The organism is Desulfovibrio sp. GTC20076 (genome assembly GCF_055385905.1).
Window position 1 is genome coordinate 2,512,546 of sequence record NZ_AP039366.1, and the last position, 20,504, is coordinate 2,533,049.

The 20,504-nt window shown below is 61.1% G+C and carries 15 protein-coding genes; 5 read left to right on the forward strand and 10 right to left on the reverse strand.

All coding sequences use genetic code 11. The features are described 5' to 3' along the window. Positions 1–81: 81 nt before the first annotated feature. Both plsY and ACZ495_RS11120 read right to left on the reverse strand, forming a co-directional pair. Positions 82–753, reverse strand: coding sequence for a glycerol-3-phosphate 1-O-acyltransferase PlsY (gene plsY / locus ACZ495_RS11115; protein ID WP_464262276.1), 672 nt, complete (start codon positions 751–753; stop codon positions 82–84). A gap of 109 nt (positions 754–862) precedes the next feature. Beyond that, the gene (locus ACZ495_RS11120; protein WP_072311364.1) at positions 863–3,070 is read right to left on the reverse strand and encodes a ribonuclease catalytic domain-containing protein; all 2,208 of its coding nucleotides are present in this window, start codon (positions 3,068–3,070) and stop codon (positions 863–865) included. Between the two features lie 234 nt (positions 3,071–3,304). Between ACZ495_RS11120 and ACZ495_RS11125 the strand changes: the two genes are divergently transcribed. From ACZ495_RS11125 to ACZ495_RS11140, 4 genes are all read left to right on the forward strand, one after another. Further along, entirely contained in the window at positions 3,305–5,140 is a 1,836-nt protein-coding gene (locus ACZ495_RS11125) for a triose-phosphate isomerase (RefSeq protein ID WP_012623754.1), read from the forward strand. Between the two features lie 87 nt (positions 5,141–5,227). Then, positions 5,228–6,370: an NADP-dependent isocitrate dehydrogenase gene (gene icd / locus ACZ495_RS11130; RefSeq protein ID WP_072311365.1), complete on the forward strand. Its 1,143-nt coding sequence runs from the start codon at positions 5,228–5,230 to the stop codon at positions 6,368–6,370. 241 nt (positions 6,371–6,611) lie between these two features. Then, positions 6,612–7,316: a LysE family translocator gene (locus ACZ495_RS11135; protein ID WP_464262277.1), complete on the forward strand. Its 705-nt coding sequence runs from the start codon at positions 6,612–6,614 to the stop codon at positions 7,314–7,316. Positions 7,317–7,364: 48 nt separating this feature from the next. After that, positions 7,365–9,671 carry a hydratase gene (locus ACZ495_RS11140; RefSeq protein ID WP_012623751.1) on the forward strand — a complete coding sequence of 769 codons (2,307 nt, stop codon included), beginning with the start codon at positions 7,365–7,367 and terminating at the stop codon, positions 9,669–9,671. Between the two features lie 413 nt (positions 9,672–10,084). On the opposite strand, the gene ACZ495_RS11145 is transcribed toward ACZ495_RS11140, so the two are convergent. The 8 genes from ACZ495_RS11145 to hisH form a co-directional block, all read right to left on the reverse strand. After that, the gene (locus ACZ495_RS11145) at positions 10,085–10,831 is read right to left on the reverse strand and encodes a hypothetical protein (RefSeq protein WP_072311366.1); all 747 of its coding nucleotides are present in this window, start codon (positions 10,829–10,831) and stop codon (positions 10,085–10,087) included. After that, positions 10,828–13,374 (reverse strand): L,D-transpeptidase family protein, encoded by a 2,547-nt coding sequence (locus ACZ495_RS11150; RefSeq protein ID WP_464262278.1) that lies wholly within the window; start codon positions 13,372–13,374, stop codon positions 10,828–10,830. The genes ACZ495_RS11145 and ACZ495_RS11150 overlap by 4 nt, the downstream gene beginning before the upstream one ends. Before the next feature lie 112 nt (positions 13,375–13,486). Continuing rightward, complete coding sequence (pyrE, locus tag ACZ495_RS11155) at positions 13,487–14,044, reverse strand: orotate phosphoribosyltransferase (RefSeq protein ID WP_041723770.1); 558 nt, start codon at positions 14,042–14,044, stop codon at positions 13,487–13,489. Between the two features lie 36 nt (positions 14,045–14,080). Further along, positions 14,081–15,391, reverse strand: coding sequence for an adenylosuccinate lyase (gene purB / locus ACZ495_RS11160; RefSeq protein ID WP_464262279.1), 1,311 nt, complete (start codon positions 15,389–15,391; stop codon positions 14,081–14,083). Between the two features lie 7 nt (positions 15,392–15,398). Beyond that, a complete protein-coding gene (locus ACZ495_RS11165; protein WP_394026763.1) occupies positions 15,399–15,686 on the reverse strand; it encodes an FmdB family zinc ribbon protein in 288 nt (95 codons plus the stop codon). 930 nt (positions 15,687–16,616) lie between these two features. Then, positions 16,617–17,711 carry an ATP-dependent sacrificial sulfur transferase LarE gene (gene larE, locus ACZ495_RS11170; protein WP_464262280.1) on the reverse strand — a complete coding sequence of 365 codons (1,095 nt, stop codon included), beginning with the start codon at positions 17,709–17,711 and terminating at the stop codon, positions 16,617–16,619. Between the two features lie 66 nt (positions 17,712–17,777). Then, positions 17,778–18,557, reverse strand: coding sequence for an imidazole glycerol phosphate synthase subunit HisF (hisF, locus tag ACZ495_RS11175; RefSeq protein WP_072311369.1), 780 nt, complete (start codon positions 18,555–18,557; stop codon positions 17,778–17,780). Beyond that, entirely contained in the window at positions 18,547–19,200 is a 654-nt protein-coding gene (hisH, locus tag ACZ495_RS11180) for an imidazole glycerol phosphate synthase subunit HisH (RefSeq protein ID WP_464262281.1), read from the reverse strand. Before hisH ends, hisF begins: the two co-directional genes overlap by 11 nt. Positions 19,201–19,508: 308 nt before the next feature. Here hisH and ACZ495_RS11185 point away from each other — a divergent pair, with 308 nt between their 5' ends. Then, positions 19,509–20,462 carry a sulfite exporter TauE/SafE family protein gene (locus ACZ495_RS11185; protein ID WP_072311370.1) on the forward strand — a complete coding sequence of 318 codons (954 nt, stop codon included), beginning with the start codon at positions 19,509–19,511 and terminating at the stop codon, positions 20,460–20,462. Positions 20,463–20,504: the final 42 nt, after the last annotated feature.

A 20,504-nucleotide genomic window follows, 5' to 3' on the forward strand; every position in this document is an offset into this window, starting at 1 on the left:
GGACGGCTGACCGCGCAACCGTTGGAGCAGTTATCCAGCAAATTGTAAAGCAAGGTTGCGTGCAACATATGTGCGGCAGGGCTAGCCGTCTTTCCGGCCTGCATCCTGCGGATTCATGTTTTGCGTGTCATCACCCTGTGCAGCATTGCCCGCCGCTGCGCCCTTATTCTTGCTCTTGAGCCAGCTTTTTTCCGTGCCGGAGCGCAGGCGAACGATATTTTCCCGGTGCTTCCAGACCACAACGGCCCACACGGCGAGAGACAGCGGCAGCCAGCCCCATTGCCCGCTGACGGCCAGCGCCACAGGCAGGGCCGTTACCAGGGTCAGCGATCCCAGAGAAACAAAGCCGCTGCGCCAGATAACAAGCATGCACAGCAGCGAACTGGCCAGAAGCTGCCAGAAGGCCAGGGGCAGAAAAATGCCGATGCTCGTAGCCACGGCCTTGCCGCCCCGGAACTTCATAAAACAGGAAAAAACATGCCCGAGCACGCAGGCCAGGGCCACCATGCTCACAAAAACAGGCGAGACATTGATCCTGAAGGCCAGCCACACGGGCACGGCCCCCTTGAGCACATCGCACAAAAGCGTGGCTACGCCCCACCCGAAGCCGCACAAGCGGGCCACATTGGTGGCGCCGGTATTGCGGCTGCCGCTTTCACGCGGGTCAATGCCGCAAAAGGTTCTGGCAATGACCAGCCCCCACGGCGCGGAACCAAGCACATAAGCCAGGGCTATCCAGAGTATTTCCAGCATGGGTATCTCCACAACACGCTGTCGGACTGCATTTTTGCGTCTATAGCCGCCGGGCGGTCACGCATGTGCCCTGAAGTGCCCGGGGCGCAAGCTTCAGGAGCACGCCGCGCTAGTCCACCGTGGCTGCTTCCAGAATCATGATCTCATTATACAGCGGGTGTACTTTGCCGATGCGCACATCCACCCGCAGGCCGGGATGCGCCCTGTCGTCAAAGAGCTTCCGCCTGCCGCGCACAAACATACCCTGGTCCTGCAGGCTCACGCTCACAAAGGCATCGTTTTCTTCCGTGATCACGCCGGGCCACCATACCTTGTCCCCCTGCTGACGGAAATACAGCAGCTTCCAGTAGCGCGGGCGGAAGCGCTGCACCTGCCCCACGGCATCCAGTACGGGCGAGAGCGTCTGCAAAAGCTCTGTCAGGGCGCTTTCGCTCCAGCGAGGCTGCCCGGAACACAAGAAATGCACCACCTGCGCCTCGTTGACAAGGTCGGGATAGCGGCGCAGGGGCGAAGTCACGGGCGTATAGCGGTCAAGCCCCAAAGCCGCGTGCGGTCTGGCCTGCACCTCAAGGCCCGAAGGCGTCAGGGCGCGCATGATGCGCGTCATGTCCTGCGGGGTATGCCATATGCCGGCGTATTCGCGGGGCAGCACCACATCCTGCACCCTGTGCAGCATGGCGACGTCCCGTTCCAGCGCCCAATGGGCCACGGCCGCGCTGGCAAGAATCATCATTTCCGCCACCAGCATCTGTGCATCCGGGGCATGATAGTCCGGCCCCACGTGCACGCGCACCTCGGCCCCTTCACCCTCCAGCCGGATGGCAGGGTCGGGCCTGTCCATAATAACGGCCCCGCCTTCAATGCGGGCCTGCTGCCGCTGCCGCGCCAGGGCAAGCCCCAGGCCGAGCAAATCGGCATGGGTAGCGGCCGGATTGTCGGGCAGAGCGGCGGACTCCCCGGCGGCCAGCGCGTCCAGCACGGCCTGACTGTCGCTGTAGGTCAGGTTGGCGGCCAGATTCACACTGGCTAGATATACCTCGCACGGGCCAAAATGCCCGTTGCCGTCCACCGGAACCCGTACACACAGGGCGGGACGCGGCTGGCCGGCCAGCAGGGAATACGATGAGGTTCCCAGCTCTTCGGGCAGCATATGGCAGTCGCCCTCGGGCAGGTAAATGCTGGTTCCCCGGTGCAGCACGGCCTTGTCCAGCGGACCGCCAAAAGGCCAGTACAGGGCAGGGCAGGCCAGCGCCAGGGTGAGCGTGCGCCCGTCTGCCGTGGTTTCCACATAAAAGGCATCGTCCACGTCGCGGGTACTGGCGCTGTCGATGCTGATAAAGGGCAGCGGGCTTTCGGGCAAAAGGCCGGGGACCGGGCATTTGCTGTTTTCCGGCAGCGGAGTTTCCGCCGACACTGTTTCCGGTGCGGGCTGCACGAAGGGCATGGCCCCAACGGCAGCGGCGGCGGCAAGCGCCTCCACCTCTTCGCGGTGTGGCATCCACCAGCTGTCGCCGGGGGTATAGCCCGCGCGATCAAGCCAAAAATTGTAATGGGCAGGCAGTTTGCCCCAGGCCATCAGCAACTGCACAGGCAAATGGGGCACATCGGGCAGGCCCTTGGCAAGCGTTCGCCACAGGGTCTCATGCTCCTGCCCTTCGGGGTCTGTCATGCGGACACGCAGCACCTCTTCAAGGCGCCCGGCAACCTCGGGGGCGGGCCATTCGCCACTGCCGGAACCTGCGGCAGGGGGAGGCGGCAAGTCGCGCTTGCGGCAGGCCACATCCCACAAAAGACGCAAAAAGGCCGCGCCGCCAGCGATAAGGGCTTCGCGCTCCAGACGGGTTTTTTCTTCCGTCAGCCGCTTTTCGACCGTTTCTGCAGGAAAAACCTGAAAATCCGGCGGCTGGAAACGGAAATGGCTTTTGCAGGCCAGCAGGGCGCGCCCGTAGGCCGCCACCTGATCAGAGTCTGGATCAGTGGCGAAAAGCTCGGCAAACCATTGCGCAGGGGCAATAGCCACCTCGCCCTGCGCCAGTTCCCACGCGTCCATCACAGGCACGTCAGCCGCCAGTTCCTCACGGCTTTTCCGGTGCTGCTCAAGCAGGCGTACCGCGTCTTCCTTGCCCAGGTCCGCGCTATACATGGGACCAAGCCACGGCAGCAGGCGCGGCGCATTGAGCCGCGTTTCCCGCCGGTTGGGCAGCAAAAGGCGTAAACGGCCCCCGGCCTCTTCAGTAATAAGGGCAATCTGAACGGCATTGCCCTCCAGATACTCCACCACGCAACCCGGCGCTGGGTAGCGCACACAATCCGACATGCCTGCTCCTTCAGAAGACGCGCCGCATACCCATGCTTCCACACGCCTTCGACAGGGACAATCCTTTATTTTTTCTCTTCTGGCAAGTGCCGGTACGCCTGTAAACGTGCATACGCGCCGCTTTTGCCGGGTACAGGCCCCGCACCGTACTGGACGAGACCCCCGTAAGCCGCTATAACAGGCCTTCTCCGGAAAACTTTTTTCCGCGCGGTCAGCGCGAGTCGGCGGGAGCATATGAGCAATATCATCCACCAAAGCGGAGGCAGCCGTACCCTGGTCATGCAGGAGCCTGAAACCCCCCAGCTCTACCGTGAACTTTTCCCTTATACCAGTATCTGCCGCACTTCTTTTGATGAAGTGCTGCTGGCGCCGCGCCCTGCGGAACAGATGCGCATTACCGACACCACCTTTCGTGACGGCCAGCAGGCACGCCCGCCGTATACGGTCAAACAGGTGGCAAAAATGTTTGACTTTCTCCACCGTCTCGGCGGCAAGACGGGGCTTATCACGGCTTCGGAATTTTTTCTGTATTCCGCCAAGGACCGCAAGTGCATTGACGTATGCCGCGCGCGCGGCTACCGCTTCCCGCGCGTGACTGCCTGGATACGTGCCACCAGGGATGACCTCAAGCTGGCCCGCGATATGGAGTTTGACGAAACCGGCATGCTCACCAGCGTGTCGGACTACCACATTTTTCTCAAACTGGGCAAAACCCGCCAGCAGGCCATGGACATGTACGTGGGCATGGCCGAACAGGCGCTGGAATGGGGCATCATACCCCGCTGCCACTTTGAAGACATCACCAGGGCCGATATTTACGGCTTCTGCCTGCCCCTGGCCCAGAGGCTCATGGAGCTTTCACGCCAGAGCGGCATGCCCGTAAAAATACGCCTGTGCGACACGATGGGCTACGGCGTACCCTACCCGGGCGCAGCCCTGCCCCGCTCTGTGCAGCGCATTGTGCGTGCCTTTACCGACGAGGCGGGCGTTCCCGGCCAGTGGCTTGAATGGCACGGGCATAACGACTTTCACAAAGTGCTCGTCAACGGCGTCACGGCATGGCTCAACGGCTGCGGCGCTGTCAACAGCACACTGTTCGGCTTTGGCGAACGCACGGGCAACACCCCGCTTGAGGCCCTGCTTGTGGAGTATATCTCCCTTACCGGCGACGATGCCGCCGCCGACACCACCGTGCTGCACGAAGTGGCACAGTTTTTTGAAAAAGAGCTGGATTACCGCATTCCCCACAACTATCCCTTTGTGGGGCGCGACTTCAACGCCACCAGTGCGGGCGTGCATGCTGACGGCCTGGCAAAAAACGAAGAGATCTACAATATTTTCGACACTAAGCATCTGCTCGGCCGCTCCGTGCCCATCATCATTACCGACAAGACGGGCCGCGCGGGCGTGGCGTACTGGATCAACACCAATCTCAATCTGGAAAAAGAGCGGCAGATATCCAAAAAGCATCCTGCTGTGGGCAAAATCTACGATGCCATCATGGCTGTTTACGAAGAAACCGGGCGCACTACCAATTTCTCGCATGTGGAAATGGAAGCCCTGGTACAGCGCTTCATGCCCGAACTTTTTGTGTCGGAGTTCGACAACATGAAACAGCTCGCGGGCGAACTGGCCGCCAACCTGCTTGTGCGCCTTGCCCGCGACAAGGACCTTCTGGACTTCGGCGAAAAGGCCCACGCCAAGATCGACGCCTTTGAACGCGAATATCCCTTTATCCAGTACTGTTACCTTACGGACGCCACAGGCAGCCTCAAATGCTCTGCCATCACCGACCCCATGTACAAGGAAACCTACGAGGCCCTGCCCATCGGCTATGACTTCTCCGGCCGTGAATGGTTCAAAAAACCCATGCAAAGCGGCGACCTGCACATTATGGATGTGTACCAGTCGCACTTTACGAGCAAACTCATCATTACGGTTTCCTGCGCCGTCACAGATGAAAAAGACAATATTGCCGGGGTGATCGGTGTGGACATTCAGCTTGAGGAACTGCTCAAGCGCGCCCGCTCGCTCAAGCACGAGGTCGGCACCGTGGATGACGGGGACTAGACCGCTTTTCAGCATCAGACCGGGGCCGGGCTTGGGATGGCCCGGCCCTGCTTCATATTCACCGCTATTACAAAAGGACGGGGGAACATGCGCAAGACTGTGTACTGGATCGAAGGCGACGGCATTGGCCCGGAAATCTGGCAGGCCGCCCGCCCGGTCATTGAAGGGGCCATTCGCGCCGCCGGGGCTGACCTTACCCTTGACTGGGTAGAACTACTGGCTGGCGACAAGGCCGTGAAAGAAAACGGTCATCCCCTGCCCGAAGCCACGCTTGAAGCCCTGCGCCATGCCGAACTCGCCATGAAGGGTCCCCTGGGTACGCCCGTGGGCACGGGCATCCGCAGTCTTAACGTGGCCCTGCGCCAGACCCTGGACCTTTACGCCTGCATCCGCCCCGTGCGCCACTTTGAAGGGCTGGAAACCCCGGTCAAGCATCCCGAGCGCGTCAACATGGTCATCTTTCGTGAAAATACCGAAGACGTGTACGCGGGTGTGGAATTTGCCGCCAACACCCCCGAGGCGCGCAAACTTGTGGCCTTTCTGCGCGATGAGCTGGGCGTGACCAAGGTCGGCGACGACGCTGCCGTGGGCATCAAACCCATGACGGAAGCAGGCTCCAAGCGCCTTGTGCGCCGCGCCCTGCGCTTTGCCCTGGACCAGAAGCAGGAAAGCCTCACCCTTGTGCACAAGGGCAACATCATGAAATTCACCGAAGGCGCTTTTCGCCAGTGGGGCTATGACGTGGCCGCCCAGGAATTCGGCGACTGCACCTGCACCGAAAAAGAACCCGTGGCCGGGCGCCTTGTGGTCAAAGACCGCATAGCCGACGCCATGTTCCAGGAGGCGCTGCTGCGCCCCGAGCAGTATCAGGTGCTGGCAACGCCCAACCTCAACGGCGACTATATCTCCGATGCGCTGGCGGCCCAGGTGGGCGGCCTCGGCCTTGCACCGGGCGTGAACATGTCCGACACGCTGGCCTTCTACGAAGCCACCCACGGCACTGCCCCCACCATCGCGGGCAAGGACAAGGCCAATCCCGGCAGCGTTATCCTGTGCGGCGCGCTCATGCTTGAGCACCTGGGCCAGCACGATGCCGCCGGGCGCATCCGCAGGGCCGTGGCCAAGGCCATTGCGGGCAAGGCCGTTACCGAAGACCTGGCCGCCCAGGTTACCGGATCCCGCGTGGTGGGCTGCAAGGAGTTTGGCGACATCATCGGGACCAACCTGTAGCAGCCGTGCTGGCGAAACAGGCCCGGTGCAGTGCCGGCATGGCACGCCTACCGCAGAATGTCGTGCGGCGCACGGGCCAAAAAGCCAAAACGCTATTTGCCGTGTAGGTTACAAAAATATCCCTCAATTTTCAGGGATTTTTGGACAGTACGCCGCAACAACGGCAAGAACATCCCCAGAAGGCATGGCGCATCTGACCGCACTGATGCGCCATGCCGCCCCGCAGGGCAGGAAAACACACATGATTTCACTGGAAAACCTGCTGTTGTTCGTACCCATGGCGGCACTGCTGGTCATGCTGCCGGGACCGGACTTTGCCCTTATCGCCAAAATATCGCTGCTCAACGGCCGCCCCCAGGGGCAGGCCGCAGCCTGTGGTGTGGCCCTGGGCATAAGCGTACATACCACGGCCGCCATGCTCGGCATTTCCGCCATTATCGCGCAGTCCGTGTTGTGGTTCAGCATCCTGAAATACGTGGGCGCGGCCTACCTTATCTGGCTCGGCATCCAGGCATTGCGTCATGGGCGCCAGGCCAGCGCGGCGGTGGTGAGGGTTGCTCCGCAGGCTGACGACCTGAAAGAGCATGCCCTGGCGCACGGCCTCATGAAAAAACCCGCAGCCGCTCCACGCCTTACGGGCCGCCAGTGGTGGTCGTTTTTTCGTCAGGGCTTTCTGACCAATGCCCTGAACCCCAAGGCCGTCATCATATTCCTGACGTTTCTGCCGCAGTTCATGAATCCGCACGCTCCGCTTGGCCCGCAGTTTCTGGAGCTTGGCGGCATACTGTCGGCCCTGTGCCTGCTCTGGTATGTGCCCTTGGCCTACATACTCGGCCGTGTGCGTCATATCTTTGAAAACAGTCGCTTTCAGCTCTGGCTGCAACGCTTTACAGGTTTTATTTTCATAGCCTTCGGCCTCAAACTGGCCGCGGCGCAGTCCCGCTAACCAGCGTCGCGCCAGCGGCCTCAAAACCCAGCAAAAAGGTCTGCCACCATGATTGAACTTATAAGCAATGCCGTTGTCATTGATGGAAACACCATCCGCAGCGCCGAAGAGGCTCGCGCCAAGGGCGTGGATGTGGAGGCCGCGCGCAAAAACAGCCTGGCCGCACGCATTCTTTCCGCGCACAATACAGCCCCGGCAGGGGAAAACGTGCTGCGCATCCGCTTTGACGCTCTGGCCTCGCACGACATCACATATGTGGGCATTATCCAGACAGCGCGGGCCAGCGGCCTTACGGAATTTCCCGTTCCCTACGCCCTCACCAACTGCCACAACAGCCTTTGCGCCGTAGGCGGAACCATCAACGAAGACGATCACCTCTTCGGTCTTGCGGCCGCCCAGAAGTACGGCGGCATCTTCGTTCCCCCGCATCTGGCGGTCATACATCAGTATGTGCGCGAAATGATGACTAAATGCGGAGGCATGATCCTTGGTTCCGACAGCCATACCCGCTACGGCGCACTGGGTGTCATGGCTGTGGGCGAAGGCGGGCCGGAACTGGTCAAACAGCTTCTCGGCAAGACCTATGACGTGGCCGACCCGCAGAAAATCGCCGTATGGCTCGAAGGCACGCCACGCCCCGGTGTAGGCCCGCAGGACGTGGCCCTGGCCCTTATCGCCGCTGTTTTCAAAAACGGGTTTGTGAAAAACAAGGTGCTGGAATTTATGGGGCCCGGCGTGGAAGGCCTTTCGGTGGAATACCGTTGCGGCATCGATGTCATGACCACCGAAACTACCTGTCTTTCGTCCATCTGGACCACAGACGCCAAGGTGGCCCGCTACCTTGAGCAGCACGGCCGCCCCGGCGACTACGCCGAACTGCGCCTTGAAGGCCCGGCAGCCTACGATGGTCTTATCCGCATTGATCTCGGCAAGATCGTGCCCATGATGGCCCTGCCCTTTCACCCCAGCAATGCCTACCCCGTAGCCGAGGTTGCAAGGCATGCCCCAGAGCTGCTGGCCCATGTGGAAGACGAGGCCCGCCGCCAGTTTGGCGATGCTGCCAGGGGCCTCAACCTTTGCGGAAAAATCCGCGATGGCGGCCTGTGGGTTGACCAGGGCATCATTGCGGGCTGCGCGGGCGGCAGCTTTGAAAACATCACTCTGGCCGCCGCCATTCTGGACGGCAAAAGCACGGGGAACCTTGCCTTCAGCCTGTCCGTCTACCCTGCCAGCGAGCCACAGGGGCTGGCTCTGGTCAACAACGGCTCCACGGCCAAACTGATGGCTGCGGGCGCAGTGATGAAAAACGCCTTCTGCGGTCCCTGTTTCGGTGCGGGCGATACTCCGGCTCACGGCGCCCTGTCCATTCGCCACACCACCCGCAACTTCCCCAACCGCGAAGGGTCAAAGCCTGCCAACGGGCAGCTCTCCGCCGTAGCTCTCATGGACGCCCGTTCCATCGCTGCCACGGCGGCCAACGGCGGCCGCCTGACCCCCGCCACGGACCTGGACTGGAGCGCCCCCGGCCTTGCGGGCATCAGCCTTGATTACCGTTTTGAGCCGCTGATCTACCACCGTCGCGTGTATAACGGCTTTGGTCAGGCCAAGCCCGAAACACCGCTGATTTTTGGTCCCAATATTGCGGACTGGCCCGCCATGAGCGCTCTGCCCGAACATCTGCTGCTTCAGGTCGCCAGTGTTATCACCGACCCCGTGACCACCACGGATGAGCTTATCCCCTCGGGCGAGACTTCATCCCTGCGTTCCAACCCGCTCAAGCTGGCAGAGTACACCCTGTCGCGCAAGGATCCCGGCTATGTGGAGCGAGCCAAAACCGTTAACGCCCTTGAAAAGACACGGCTGTCCAATGCCGCCGATGCGGACCTTGTGGCCCGGGTACGCGCGCTCTTTGCCATCTGCGGTCTGAATATTCCACAAAACGGAACCGACCTTGCGGACGTGGGCATCGGCTCCACCATCTTTGCCGTCAAACCCGGTGATGGCTCGGCCCGCGAACAGGCGGCCTCCTGCCAGAAAGTACTGGGCGGATGGGCCAACCTGGCCGTGGAATACGCCACAAAGCGCTACCGCTCCAACCTGATCAACTGGGGTATGCTGCCCTTCATTGTTGATGCGGATCTTGCTGATGTGCTTCAGATTGGCGACTGGCTTGCCGTACCGCACGTACGTAAAGCCGTGCAGGAGGCCGAACCTACCCTGCTGGCCCATATTGTGCGCGAAAACGGCACGAGCGAGCAGATTGCCCTTACCCTCAAGGATCTGACCGATGACGAACGCCAGATCATCCTTGATGGCTGCCTGATCAATTTCTATAACGCCACGCGGACCGCGTAGCCGTTGGCGGGTTAGAGCACGTTTACTTTGAAATGTCTTGTGGAGGGGACCCTATTGCAAAAGGGGTCCCCCCCTTCGCACCCCCGCCCCAGAACATTTCTTCCTGTTTCAATCTGTTATAAGCATTTCCCTGACCTGAGGGAGACGGGGCCGTCTGCGCGACAGGCAATGCGAAAGAGAAACCGGCCCTGCAAGAAGAAATTTTACCCCCCCTCTCGAAGGCTAAGCCCTTTCCCATTATTTCTGCGTGTCACGCAATGCCCGCCGCAGCGTACCACTGCCCGTCACACAGAGCATTTGAGTTTTTTCAAAGGTAAAGTGCTCGATAAGGATTTGGAGACAAATCCTTGTCGCCCAATGATTGCAGGGCGGCTTTGCCGTCCGTTAAGCAAGTATTTGAAGCGTTGATTGCCCTAGTGTTCCACAGGAAAAATATTGCGGTATACCACGCTTTCATCCTGATTGCGCACCTCAAGAATGACCTGGGCATTCACCAGATCAAGGCGTCCCGGCAGGCGCACCACAATGACCGTGCGTTTGAAGCGGCTGATGCGAAAGTCACCTACGTTTTCCGGGTCAAAACTCAGAGGGTGCTTTGCCCCGTCAGCCGTGATCAGCGTGCCGGACACAGATCCGGAAGCCAGCCGCTGGTTGTCGGTATTGCGCAAATCAAGGGCAAGGCGCAGCTTGCCGCCGCGCAGGGCGCGCACCTGCACATTGCCCACTTTGACGTAATCAAGGTCAATGGCAGGAAAGTCCTCATGCCCCGGCCCCTCCGCACCGCGCAGCGCCTCGCTTTTGCCGTTCTCATCCCTGTCTGCCGGGGGGGCTTCCACGGCGGGTTCTCCCCCGCCCAGACGGCGCAGCACAAGATCGCGCCCCTGCACATCTTCTTCGCGCAGCAGTTCTTCAAGATGCTCAAGGCGCTCTGCCGTGGCCTGTGCGCCCTGATAGTCGCTTTCAAAGCGCAGCACATTCGCGCGCAGCGCGGCATTTTCCTGCCAGAGCTGCCAGCAATGCCAGCCCAGAACAGAACTCAGCACAGGCAGGCAGGCGAAAAAGACCAGCGCCGCGTAAAAACGGCCCCGGCGAACACGAAAACTGCGCCGGGGACCGTTATCCCTCATAAAGATGATGGAAAGGCTTTCCTTGTATTTCAAGGCCTGCCTCCTCCGGGCGCAGGGGCAGCGGCGGGAGCCGCCGTCCAGTCTTCACGCGTGATAAGCCATTTCTTGCCGTCATACTGCAGGAGCAGGGTTTTTGTTCCCCTGTCGCTGTGCCCGGCGCTGTCGGCATAGGTCTGCCCCATATCGGCGCGTATGCCGGCCTTGTCCGCCACCAGCCGCAAGCCGGAAAGCTGCACAAGGGTCGGCTGCACACGGGACCACAGCCCTTCTTTCTGACGGCGGATATTTTTGGCCCCCCAGCGGCCCTGCTGCACGGCACTGTCGGTATAGTAGGCCATATAGGCATCCAGGTTGCCCGCTTCCCAGGCCTTGCGCCAGCCTTCAATGGCATCGCTTACCGCGCCGCTTACCTGATCCAGATAGTCGGCGGCCAGGCCCAGCTCATCGGGCTGGAACTGCGAGGCCACAATACGCAGGTCGCCGTTGTCGCCCTTGCGCCACCATAGCGTGCGTACGCCCTCGCTCAAACCGTGAGGACCGGCCACAAGCTCTTCGCAGCGGCTAACCGCCAACTTGCCCTGCACCTCGAAAGAAGGTTTGCGGCTGATGTAACGCAGCCAGGGCGCGCCCAGATGCTTTTCAAGCTCACGCCATGCGGCATTATAGGAAAGGCCGCGTGGCGCCCCGGGTTCACGGTTGAAGCGCGCATGATCGTAAAAGTCGGCAAGAGCCGGCGAACGGGCGGCAAGGGCCGCATTCCAGCCGCTCACAGCCTGTTGCAACTGGGTGCGCAGCTCCGGAGTAAGGCGCAGATCCTGCGCGGCAAGGGCTGCCTGCTTTTTGGCTTCCAGTTCCTCGGCGGCGCGCTGGGCAGCAAGCTGCTCCGCAACCAGTTTTTCCGCAGCGAGTTTTTCTGCGGCCGCTTGCGCCAGGCGTTGCTCCTCGGCTTCAGCGGCGGCCTTTTCAGCAGCGGCTTTTTCGGCAGTCAGACGTTCGGCTTCGGCCTTTGCCGCTGCGCGTTCCGCAGCAAGCTTTTCTGCGGCAAGTTTTTCTGCGGCAAGTTGCGCCAAGCGTTGCGCTTCAGCTTCGGCAGCGGCTTTTTCAGCAGCGGCCTGCTCAGCGGCCAAGCGCTCGGCCTCGGCTTTTACGGCAGCCGCGCGTTCTTCCGCAGCACGGATTTCGGCAAGGCGCTGCGCTGCGGCGCGCTCTTCTTCCGCACGCTGCCGGGCAGCAAGTTCTTCGGCGGCCCGCTGCTCGGCGGCAACCCTGGCTGAATCTTCCATGGCGGGGCGCGCGCCCCAGTTCACTTCCGCCGGGGGCGGGGCCTGCATGCGACGGGGAACAAGAGGCTCGCTGAGTGCAACGGATTTACCCGGCGCAGCGGCTTCAGCAGACGCCTTGCCGCCTGCCTTGCTCCCATCGGCGGCGCTGGCGGCTACAACTTCCGTGCCGTCAGCGGCGCTCTCAGGCATATCCAGACGCGGCGGCAGGGGCGCCTCGGAGTCAGCGTCCGAAGCCGTCTGCAACGGCGCTTCGGCCACAAGCTGGCCTTTCTGGTAAGCAGCCCGCATACCAAGATCACGGGGGCTCCATTCCATACCGACAATGCGGAACTTCTTGTCGTCACCGCGCTGCCAGTACAGACGGCGGACACCTTCAGTGGAAAGATTGGATGCGGTATAAAACTGCTCGGACCAGGTAACCCAATAGCCCGGCCCCTCAAGCACGTGAATTTTACGGTTGTAAATCTTGATAAAACTGAGGATCTTGAACAGACGTTCCTTGTTCAGCCTGAAAGCGGCGAAGCTTTCGGGCATGGCCTTGCTGTACGCATCGGCATCATAAAATTCAAACATCCTGGATGAGCGCCCGGCCCAGGCATTGCTCCATGCCTGCATGAGCCGCCGCAATTCACGGGCCGTGCCGTTATCCGGCTGCGGCACGGTGGTTTCATCCAGACGTTCCGCCAGCACCACGGCGGTTCCGGGTACAAGGCTCGGGCCAACCTCGTCAATTTCTTTCAGCCCGATAGCCACGCAGCCCCGTGTTGAAAGCGGCTCAATGCCCAGGCCCTTGCTGTGAATCCATATGCCGTGGCCGGTTTTGCCACGCAGTTTGTCCACGGGGTTAGGATAGTTGAGCGTATAAGCTATGCCCCCGTATTCTTTGAAATCCAGCCCGCTGGCGATCTTGTACTCCACAAAGTAGACACCCTCGGGAGTGCGCAGGTCGTTGAGCACCTTCTTGTCGCCGGTCAGCTGTCCGGTGGTGCAGGGGTAGGTATAGCGGAGCTTGAGAGGGCTTTTTTTCTCGAAAAACATGAAGGTCTGGCGGTTTTTATCCACAGCCACCAGATGGGAAGGCAGGCCCTCGTTATATAGCGAAGCCTGCCAGTTATCGGCGCGCGCGTATCCGGACGCGGCAAGAACGCACAAAAGCGCCGCTGCAAGACCCGGCAAGGCCCGCAGGGCGCAAAGAGAAAAAAGAAAAACGGCAAAACGCCGGACAGCCATGCTGCGGCACAAGACGCGCCCCCCCTGACGGGTCGTGGGAGCCGTGGTGGAAAAGCGCGTCATGATGTGCCGGACGGGCGTGCGCCCGTCCGCGTACGGCAAACAAGACGCCCGCGAAGTCCCCTCAGGCACGACAGCCCCGAGGGCTGCTGCGTCAGGTTCCGCCTGGGTGCACTCAGCGCGCAAGGGCCACCAGTTCCGCGCGGGTGAAGAGGGCAAGCAGTTCATATCCCGCCTCACGGAGCTTTTCACGGCCACCTTCCTCCCTGTCCAGAATGGCGCACACAGCAACAATGTTCAGCTCTGCGTCGCTGATCCTGTGACAGGCCTTGAGCAGCGAACCGCCCGTGGTGACCACATCTTCCAGCATGGCAACGCGATCGCCTGCGTTAAAATTGCCAAGTCCTTCCACAAACTGCCCGGTGCCGTGACCTTTGGCCTCTTTGCGCACCAGCAGGCCGTGCAGGGGCCTGCCCTGCTCATGCGAAACAACCGTAGTGGCGGAAACCAGCGGATCTGCCCCCATGGTCATGCCGCCCACACCCCGGATATCCAGATCGCGGAGCATGTGGTTGAACAGCGTGCCGATAAGCCAGGAGCCTTCGGCGTGCAAGGCCGTTACACGACAGTCAAAATAATAGTCGCTTCTGCGGCCTGAAGCCAGCATAAAATCCCCTTCACGATAGGATTTTTCCACCAGCAGGCGCGCGAGACGGCGTTTAAGTTCCATCATATGCTCTTGGGTGCAAACGCTCATGAACAACCTCGGCTAGGCCCGGGCAGGGCTTTCAGCAAACACGCGGGCGAAAATTTCATCTTCGTGTTGCAGGTAATAGGAAGGATCAAAAAGGTCTTTCAGGGCGGCTTCGCCCAGACGGCTGCTCATATCCGCATCGGCGCGCACAAGATCGGGGAAAGGCACGCGGCTTTCCCAGCTCTGCATGGCAAGACGCTGCACGGCCTCGTAGGCCTGCTGGCGCGGCAGCCCGCCGGACACAAGCGCCGTGAGCACACGCTGCGAAAAATACAGGCCAAAAGAACGGTCCATATTTTCGCGCATGCGGTCGGGCTTGACCACAAGGCCGTCCAGAAGGCGGGTAAGGCGCGCAAGAATGTAGTCGGCCAGTATGGTGGAATCGGGCATGATAACGCGCTCTACCGACGAATGGCTGATGTCGCGCTCATGCCAGAGAGCCTGGTTTTCCAGAGCGGCAAGGGAGTTGGTACGCAGCAGGCGTGAAAGCCCGGTCATGTTTTCTGCCGAAATGGGGTTCTTTTTGTGCGGCATGGCCGAGGAGCCTTTCTGCCCTCTGGCAAAGCCCTCTTCCACTTCCAGCACCTCGGTGCGCTGCAGATGGCGCAGTTCCACACAAAGGCGCTCTATGCCGCCGCCCAGAATCGCCAGAGAGGTAAAGAAGTGGGCGTAGCGGTCGCGCTGGATTATCTGGGTGGAGTGCGGATCAACCCCAAGGCCCAGATGGCCCAGGGCGCGCACTTCCAGTTCGGGCGACAAAAAGGCGTATGTGCCCACCGCGCCCGATATCTTGCCCACGCGCACGCTCTCAAGCCCGGCTTCCACCCGCGCCAGGTGACGCGAAAATTCGGCGTAAAAACCGGCCATCTTGAGGCCGAAGCTGGTGGGTTCCGCGTGGATGCCGTGGGTGCGGCCCATGCACAGCACACCCTTGTGGCGCCGGGCCAGCGATTCAATGCTGCCCAGAAGCCCGCGTATGTCTTTGAGAATCAGTTCGCCCGCCTGCACCAGCAGCAGGGCGTTGGCCGTGTCCACAATATCTGACGAGGTGCAGCCCAGGTGGATGTAGCGCGCATCCGGCCCTACCTTTTCTTCCAGCGAGGTCAGAAAGGCGATGACGTCATGGCGGGTTACTTCCTCGATTTCGAGAATGCGGTCCACATCAATGGCAGCCTTGTCGCAGATGACGGCAACGGCCTCGGCCGGGATCCGGCCCATTTCGCTCCACGCCCGGCAAACGGCCAGCTCAACGTCAAGCCATGCCTGATAGCGGTTTTTCAAAGTCCATATACGGTCCATTTCCGGGCGGGTATAGCGTTCGATCATGACAGCCTCATGAATCCGTTTTCGCGGGGCCGGCAGCAGGGGCCGGGGTTGCGGGAGCGGCCGCCGGGGCGGCGGCAGGTGCGGGTGCGGCCGGCGCGGCCGGAGAGGCCTCCGCCGGAGAGGGAGAAGAGGAAGAGGACGCGCCGCCTTCTTCCTTTATGCCCTTGCGATAGCCATAGTCATCAACGTACCAGCCGCCCCCCTTGAGCACAAAAGATGTCTGCGACATTATGCGCGGAGAGGCCGCGCCGCACTTGGGGCAAGGCTCTTCGCCCTGATCGGAGGGACTTTTCACCCACTCCTCAAACCTGTGCTGACACTTGGAACACTGATATTCGTAAATAGGCATGATCACACTAGCGCAGATTGATTTGATGGTTATAGCGGCAGCGCCCCGCCGGTGCATGAGGTACGAACGCCCCACACGCACTACAGAAGGGTCGTTTCTGAAATGTGCGGCACTTCAGAAACCGCCCTGCCGAAAGACATCTTGCGGCAAGGCCCGCGCTACTCTGCGGGTGCTGCGTTTGTACGCGGCGCTGAAGCATTTATGTATCTGCAACAAAAATGCCCATATGGCGAAAAGCACCTTTACTGAAAACCCCGGACTACCGGCACGGCAGAAGTCCCGCCGGGCAATACGGGCAGGCCCGGAGCAACAGGCTGAAGACATGCCGCGCAGGCATTCAGGCAATGCGCATGCGAAAAGACCGCCGGGAACAGTCCCGGCCAGTCTCAACTTGCCTACGGTGCAAGAGGACTGCATGGGCAGTCCCCGGCAGGCCCAGGGGCCTGAAAAACCGGTGCGCTGTTGCTAAATAAGTAGCGCCCGCAAAAGACGCTGTTTTTTTTCGGGATACCAGAAAAGTCCCGGCAAAACACCTGCGATGGCGCTCCCAGCCTTTTCCCTGATCCCGCAGAACGAAACACGTTTTGCGGCAGGCGGTTATCCAGAAACAGTTACGCCTTGGCAGCAGCCTTGGCTTCACGCACGCGCTGCTTCAGGCGCTCCGCACGACGATGACGGCGACGGTCCAGTTCTTTCTTACGTTCGATTTTCTTGTGAGCCATAATGTCCTCCGGGGTAAGCCCCATTGATATAAGTGGGTATTCATAGGCCCTTTTAAGTGCAAAGTCCAGCCCTGCGTGAAGGCGCAACGCGGTGTACAGGGCGGAAAAGCATGCCGGGCGCATCGGCTGCGTCACGCGGGCAGGCCGACTCCGCTCAGGGCTGCACGGGCGGTCTGTCAAAAAAACCGCTTACACCCTGCCCGACCAGCAGCTCACAGTCCATAAAACCGTGCGCTTCCAGGATGCGTCGCACGGACGCCGCAAGGGCTTCGGGCAGAAACTGTGCCTGCAAAACCGGCTGCGGGACGAGACGCAGGCGAAAATCACCCAGAGCGCAGCCCGCCACAGGCCCGGGAGCAATACCGCCTACATCCCCGCCGCCGCGCAGGGCCGCAAGGCTGCTTTCAACGGCGGCAATACGGCGCAGAACATCCTTTTGCGGCGCAAGCCCATAGGCAAGACGGGTCAACAGGCAGGGGCGGGCGCACTGATCCGGATTATCCAGCCCCGCAGCACGGGCCGCAGCCCGTATGGCCTCTTTGCCCATGCCCGCCTCCGCCAGCGGTGATATGATTCCCGCCTCTTTCAGGGCGCGCAGGCCGGGACGAAAGGCTGTGAGGTCATCGGCATTGCTGCCGTCACACAGCAGGCGCGTACCGTGGGGGTCCTTACCCGCAGGCGCATTGCCGGCCATCTTTCCGGTGTGGGCCAGAGCACCTGCAATAGCCTTCAGCAGCCCCTGCTTGCAGGCGTAGCACCGTTGGCGGCTGTTGACGGCCACTTCCGGCAGGGACAACGGATCAAAATCCACCACCAGCAGAGGCAGACCGCGCGCCCGCGCCCATACCTGCGCCGAGTCGCTCTCTTCTGCCGGAACATGCGGGCCGCGCGCGTGCACGGCCAGCACGTCACAGCCACACAGCAAGGCGGCATGACAAAGAAAACGGCTGTCAATACCGCCGGAAAAGGCTACGGCCAGCGCCGGCAGATCAGCCAGCAGCCGGGCAAGCCCTTGCGGCAAGGCCGCCTGTCCGGTGGATACGGCGGGTTTTCCGCCGCAGGACCGGGCAGCATCGCGATTTGTCACAATGCCTCCTGTCCGGGATGTCGGGCAGCAGGCGCACAGGCCACCTGCCTTCCGGGCGCGCCGGTTCGCGTCCAGTATCCGGCACACACCACGCCGGGTGGGCAAAAGCTGCATCGAGGCACGGCCGGGATCAAGCCCGTCTTCCGGAAATATTTCGCCCACGATACCTCGTGGGCAGCCATCCGGCGCCCATCCGGAACCATCCGGTCGGCTGCTGGCGGGCTGCCGTTACCAGGTCAGGCGCATCCGCGCCCCGTGGGCGGCCATATACTCCTTGCACTGGCGTATGCTGTACTGCCCGTAATGTACAATGGAGGCGATAAGTGCCGCCGAGGCCCCGCCGCCGGTCACGGCCTCCAGCATGTGCCGGGGTTCGCCCGCCCCACCGGAAGCAATGACCGGCAAAGAAACGGCATCAGCAATAGCACGGGTAAGCTTCAGTTCGTAGCCGTCCTTGGTGCCGTCGGCATCAATGGAGTTCACGCACAGTTCGCCCGCGCCCAGTTCCTGACAGCGGCGCGCCCAGGCGATGGCGTCCAGCCCCATGCGCTTGCGCCCGCCGTGGATGACAATCTCGTAGCCGGAAGGAATTTCTGGACTTTCCGGCACGGCCAGCACATCCATGCCTACCACGACAGCCTGGGAACCGAAGGCATCCGCCCCGTCGCCGATAAGCCGGGGATTTTTCACCGCCGCAGAATTGATGGAGACTTTCTCCGCCCCGGCCAGCAGTACGGCCCGCATATCGGCCACGCTGGAAATGCCGCCACCTACGGAAAAGGGGATGAATATCTGTTCAGCCACGCGCTCCACAACATCCAGGAAAATACCGCGCGCCTCGGCTGACGCCGTGATGTCGTAAAAGACGATCTCGTCCGCGCCTTCTTCGTAGTAGCGGCGGGCGCTTTCCACGGGATCGCCGATATCCTCGTTGCCCACAAACTTGACCCCCTTGGTCAGGCGGCCGTTGCGTACATCAAGACAGGGGATGACCCGTTTACTGAGCATGGCGCGCCTCCTGCCGGGACTGACGGCAATATTCGTAAAAATTGCCCAGCAGGCGCAAGCCGGGCCTGCCGCTTTTTTCGGGATGAAACTGCGCGGCCCAGAGGCCGTCGCGCCCGTAAAGGGAACAGAACGTGCGCCCGTAGGTAGTGGTAGCCAGCACCAGCGAGGGATCAGGCTCCACATAATAACTGTGTACAAAATAATACTCGGACGCGGGGTCAATACCGTCAAGCAGAACGCAGGGAGCCACAGCCTCAATGCTGTTCCAGCCCATATGCGGAACCGGAGCCGCAGAGCCGTCCTCCTGCCGCATATGGTCTTCAAACCGGCGGCAGACACCGGGAACAATACCGAGGGTTTTTGCGGCATTTTCCTCGCTGCTTTCCAGCAGGATCTGACAGCCCAGGCATATGCCGAGCAAAGGCTGACCGCGTCGCGCCACGTGGTGCAGGGCCTTGTCCAGTCCGGCTTCGGCCAGTGCAGACATGGCCTGCCCAGCCGCGCCCACACCAGGAAAGATCACTCCCGCGGCACTTTCGAGCATTGCCGGGTCGGCTGTTATGGCGCATGGTACGCCGAGGTGCTCCAGAGCGCGGCGCACGCTTGTCTGATTGCCCGCCTTGTAATCCAGAATGGCCAGCATGGTGCTTCCTTCATTGTTGTGCGACGGATCCCGCAGGCCGCCGTCAGGTGCGCTGAGAAGCGGCAAGCATACATTTTTGCAGGGCAGCAGGCAACGCGCCATAACAGACACCACCGGCCCGGATGCACCAGGCGTGCCGGGACTGAACCGGAACACCGGGCCGGCTCCCGCCGCAGAAAACGCGGACAATCCATAGTGACAAAATCAATATTCACGATTATTATAAAAACCGTGAACATTATATATCATATCTGGCTATTTTTACTTGCTGTTTTATAACAGTGTTCTGACAAACTGCGGAGGCCGTCATGTATTTTCCCACTGCCGGCATCGAGTGCAACCCCTTCATCCCTTTTGGTGCAGCCCTTTGCATTTCGTTTTTTACCTCTATGGGCGGCATCTCCGGGGCGTTCTTGCTGCTGCCTTTTCATATGAGCGTACTGGGCTATGTGAACCCCAGCGTCAGCGCCACCAACCAGTTTTTCAACATCCTGGCCTGCCCGCCCGGCGTCTGGCGCTACTGGCGCGAAGGGCGGCTCATATGGCCGCTGGCGCTTACGGTAGCGGCCGGAACACTGCCCGGGGTATTTCTGGGGGCGCTCATCCGTGTCAACTGGCTGCCGGACCCGGACAAATTCAAGATTTTTGCAGGCCTTGTACTGCTGTACGTGGGCGGACGCATGGCCCGCGCCGTCTGGAAGGGTCGCCAGGCTGAAAGCCCGGGCATGAAGCTGCACGGCGCCCCGGGCACGTCCGACGCAGCAGTGGCCGGCAAGGACGACAGGTGCGCGGGGCCTGACGCGCCGGCAAACTGCTGTCGCGTTCTGGAATGGAATACCCGCAGCCTGTCATTTGCCTTTCAGGAGAAAAAACATGTGGTCTCCACCCCCAGGCTGGCCCTGCTGAGCCTTGTTGTGGGGCTTATCGGCGGTGTTTACGGCATTGGCGGCGGGGCTATCATGGCGCCTTTTCTGGTTTCTTTTTTCGCGCTTCCGGTTTATGCCGTGGCCGGGGCCACCCTTTTTGCCACCTTTCTTACTTCGGTGGCGGGCGTAAGCTTTTATTCGCTGCTGGCCCCCCTGTACCCCGGCATGGCCATTGCTCCTGACTGGAGAATGGGCATACTGGTGGGCCTGGGCGGCATGTGCGGCATGTATCTTGGCGCACGCTGCCAGAAGCATGTGCCGGCCACGGCGCTCAAGTGCCTGCTGGCCGTCATTTTGCTCTTTACAGCCCTGCGTTATCTGGGCCAAGCTTTTTAGCGGCCGCGCACCCTGTTCATGCGCGGCCATTACAAAGGACGC

Excerpts from the sequence above, each read along its gene's own strand:
- ACZ495_RS11185 (WP_072311370.1), top strand. The coding sequence starts at position 19,509 with ATGTATTTTCCCACTGCCGGCATCGAGTGCAACCCCTTCATCCCTTTT.
- ACZ495_RS11135 (WP_464262277.1), top strand. The coding sequence starts at position 6,612 with ATGATTTCACTGGAAAACCTGCTGTTGTTCGTACCCATGGCGGCACTG.
- ACZ495_RS11150 (WP_464262278.1), bottom strand. The coding sequence starts at position 13,374 with ATGACGCGCTTTTCCACCACGGCTCCCACGACCCGTCAGGGGGGGCGC.
- purB (WP_464262279.1), bottom strand. The coding sequence starts at position 15,391 with ATGATCGAACGCTATACCCGCCCGGAAATGGACCGTATATGGACTTTG.
- ACZ495_RS11140 (WP_012623751.1), top strand. The coding sequence starts at position 7,365 with ATGATTGAACTTATAAGCAATGCCGTTGTCATTGATGGAAACACCATC.
- icd (WP_072311365.1), top strand. The coding sequence starts at position 5,228 with ATGCGCAAGACTGTGTACTGGATCGAAGGCGACGGCATTGGCCCGGAA.
- hisH (WP_464262281.1), bottom strand. The coding sequence starts at position 19,200 with ATGCTGGCCATTCTGGATTACAAGGCGGGCAATCAGACAAGCGTGCGC.
- hisF (WP_072311369.1), bottom strand. The coding sequence starts at position 18,557 with ATGCTCAGTAAACGGGTCATCCCCTGTCTTGATGTACGCAACGGCCGC.
- ACZ495_RS11120 (WP_072311364.1), bottom strand. The coding sequence starts at position 3,070 with ATGTCGGATTGTGTGCGCTACCCAGCGCCGGGTTGCGTGGTGGAGTAT.
- pyrE (WP_041723770.1), bottom strand. The coding sequence starts at position 14,044 with ATGATGGAACTTAAACGCCGTCTCGCGCGCCTGCTGGTGGAAAAATCC.
- plsY (WP_464262276.1), bottom strand. The coding sequence starts at position 753 with ATGCTGGAAATACTCTGGATAGCCCTGGCTTATGTGCTTGGTTCCGCG.
- ACZ495_RS11125 (WP_012623754.1), top strand. The coding sequence starts at position 3,305 with ATGAGCAATATCATCCACCAAAGCGGAGGCAGCCGTACCCTGGTCATG.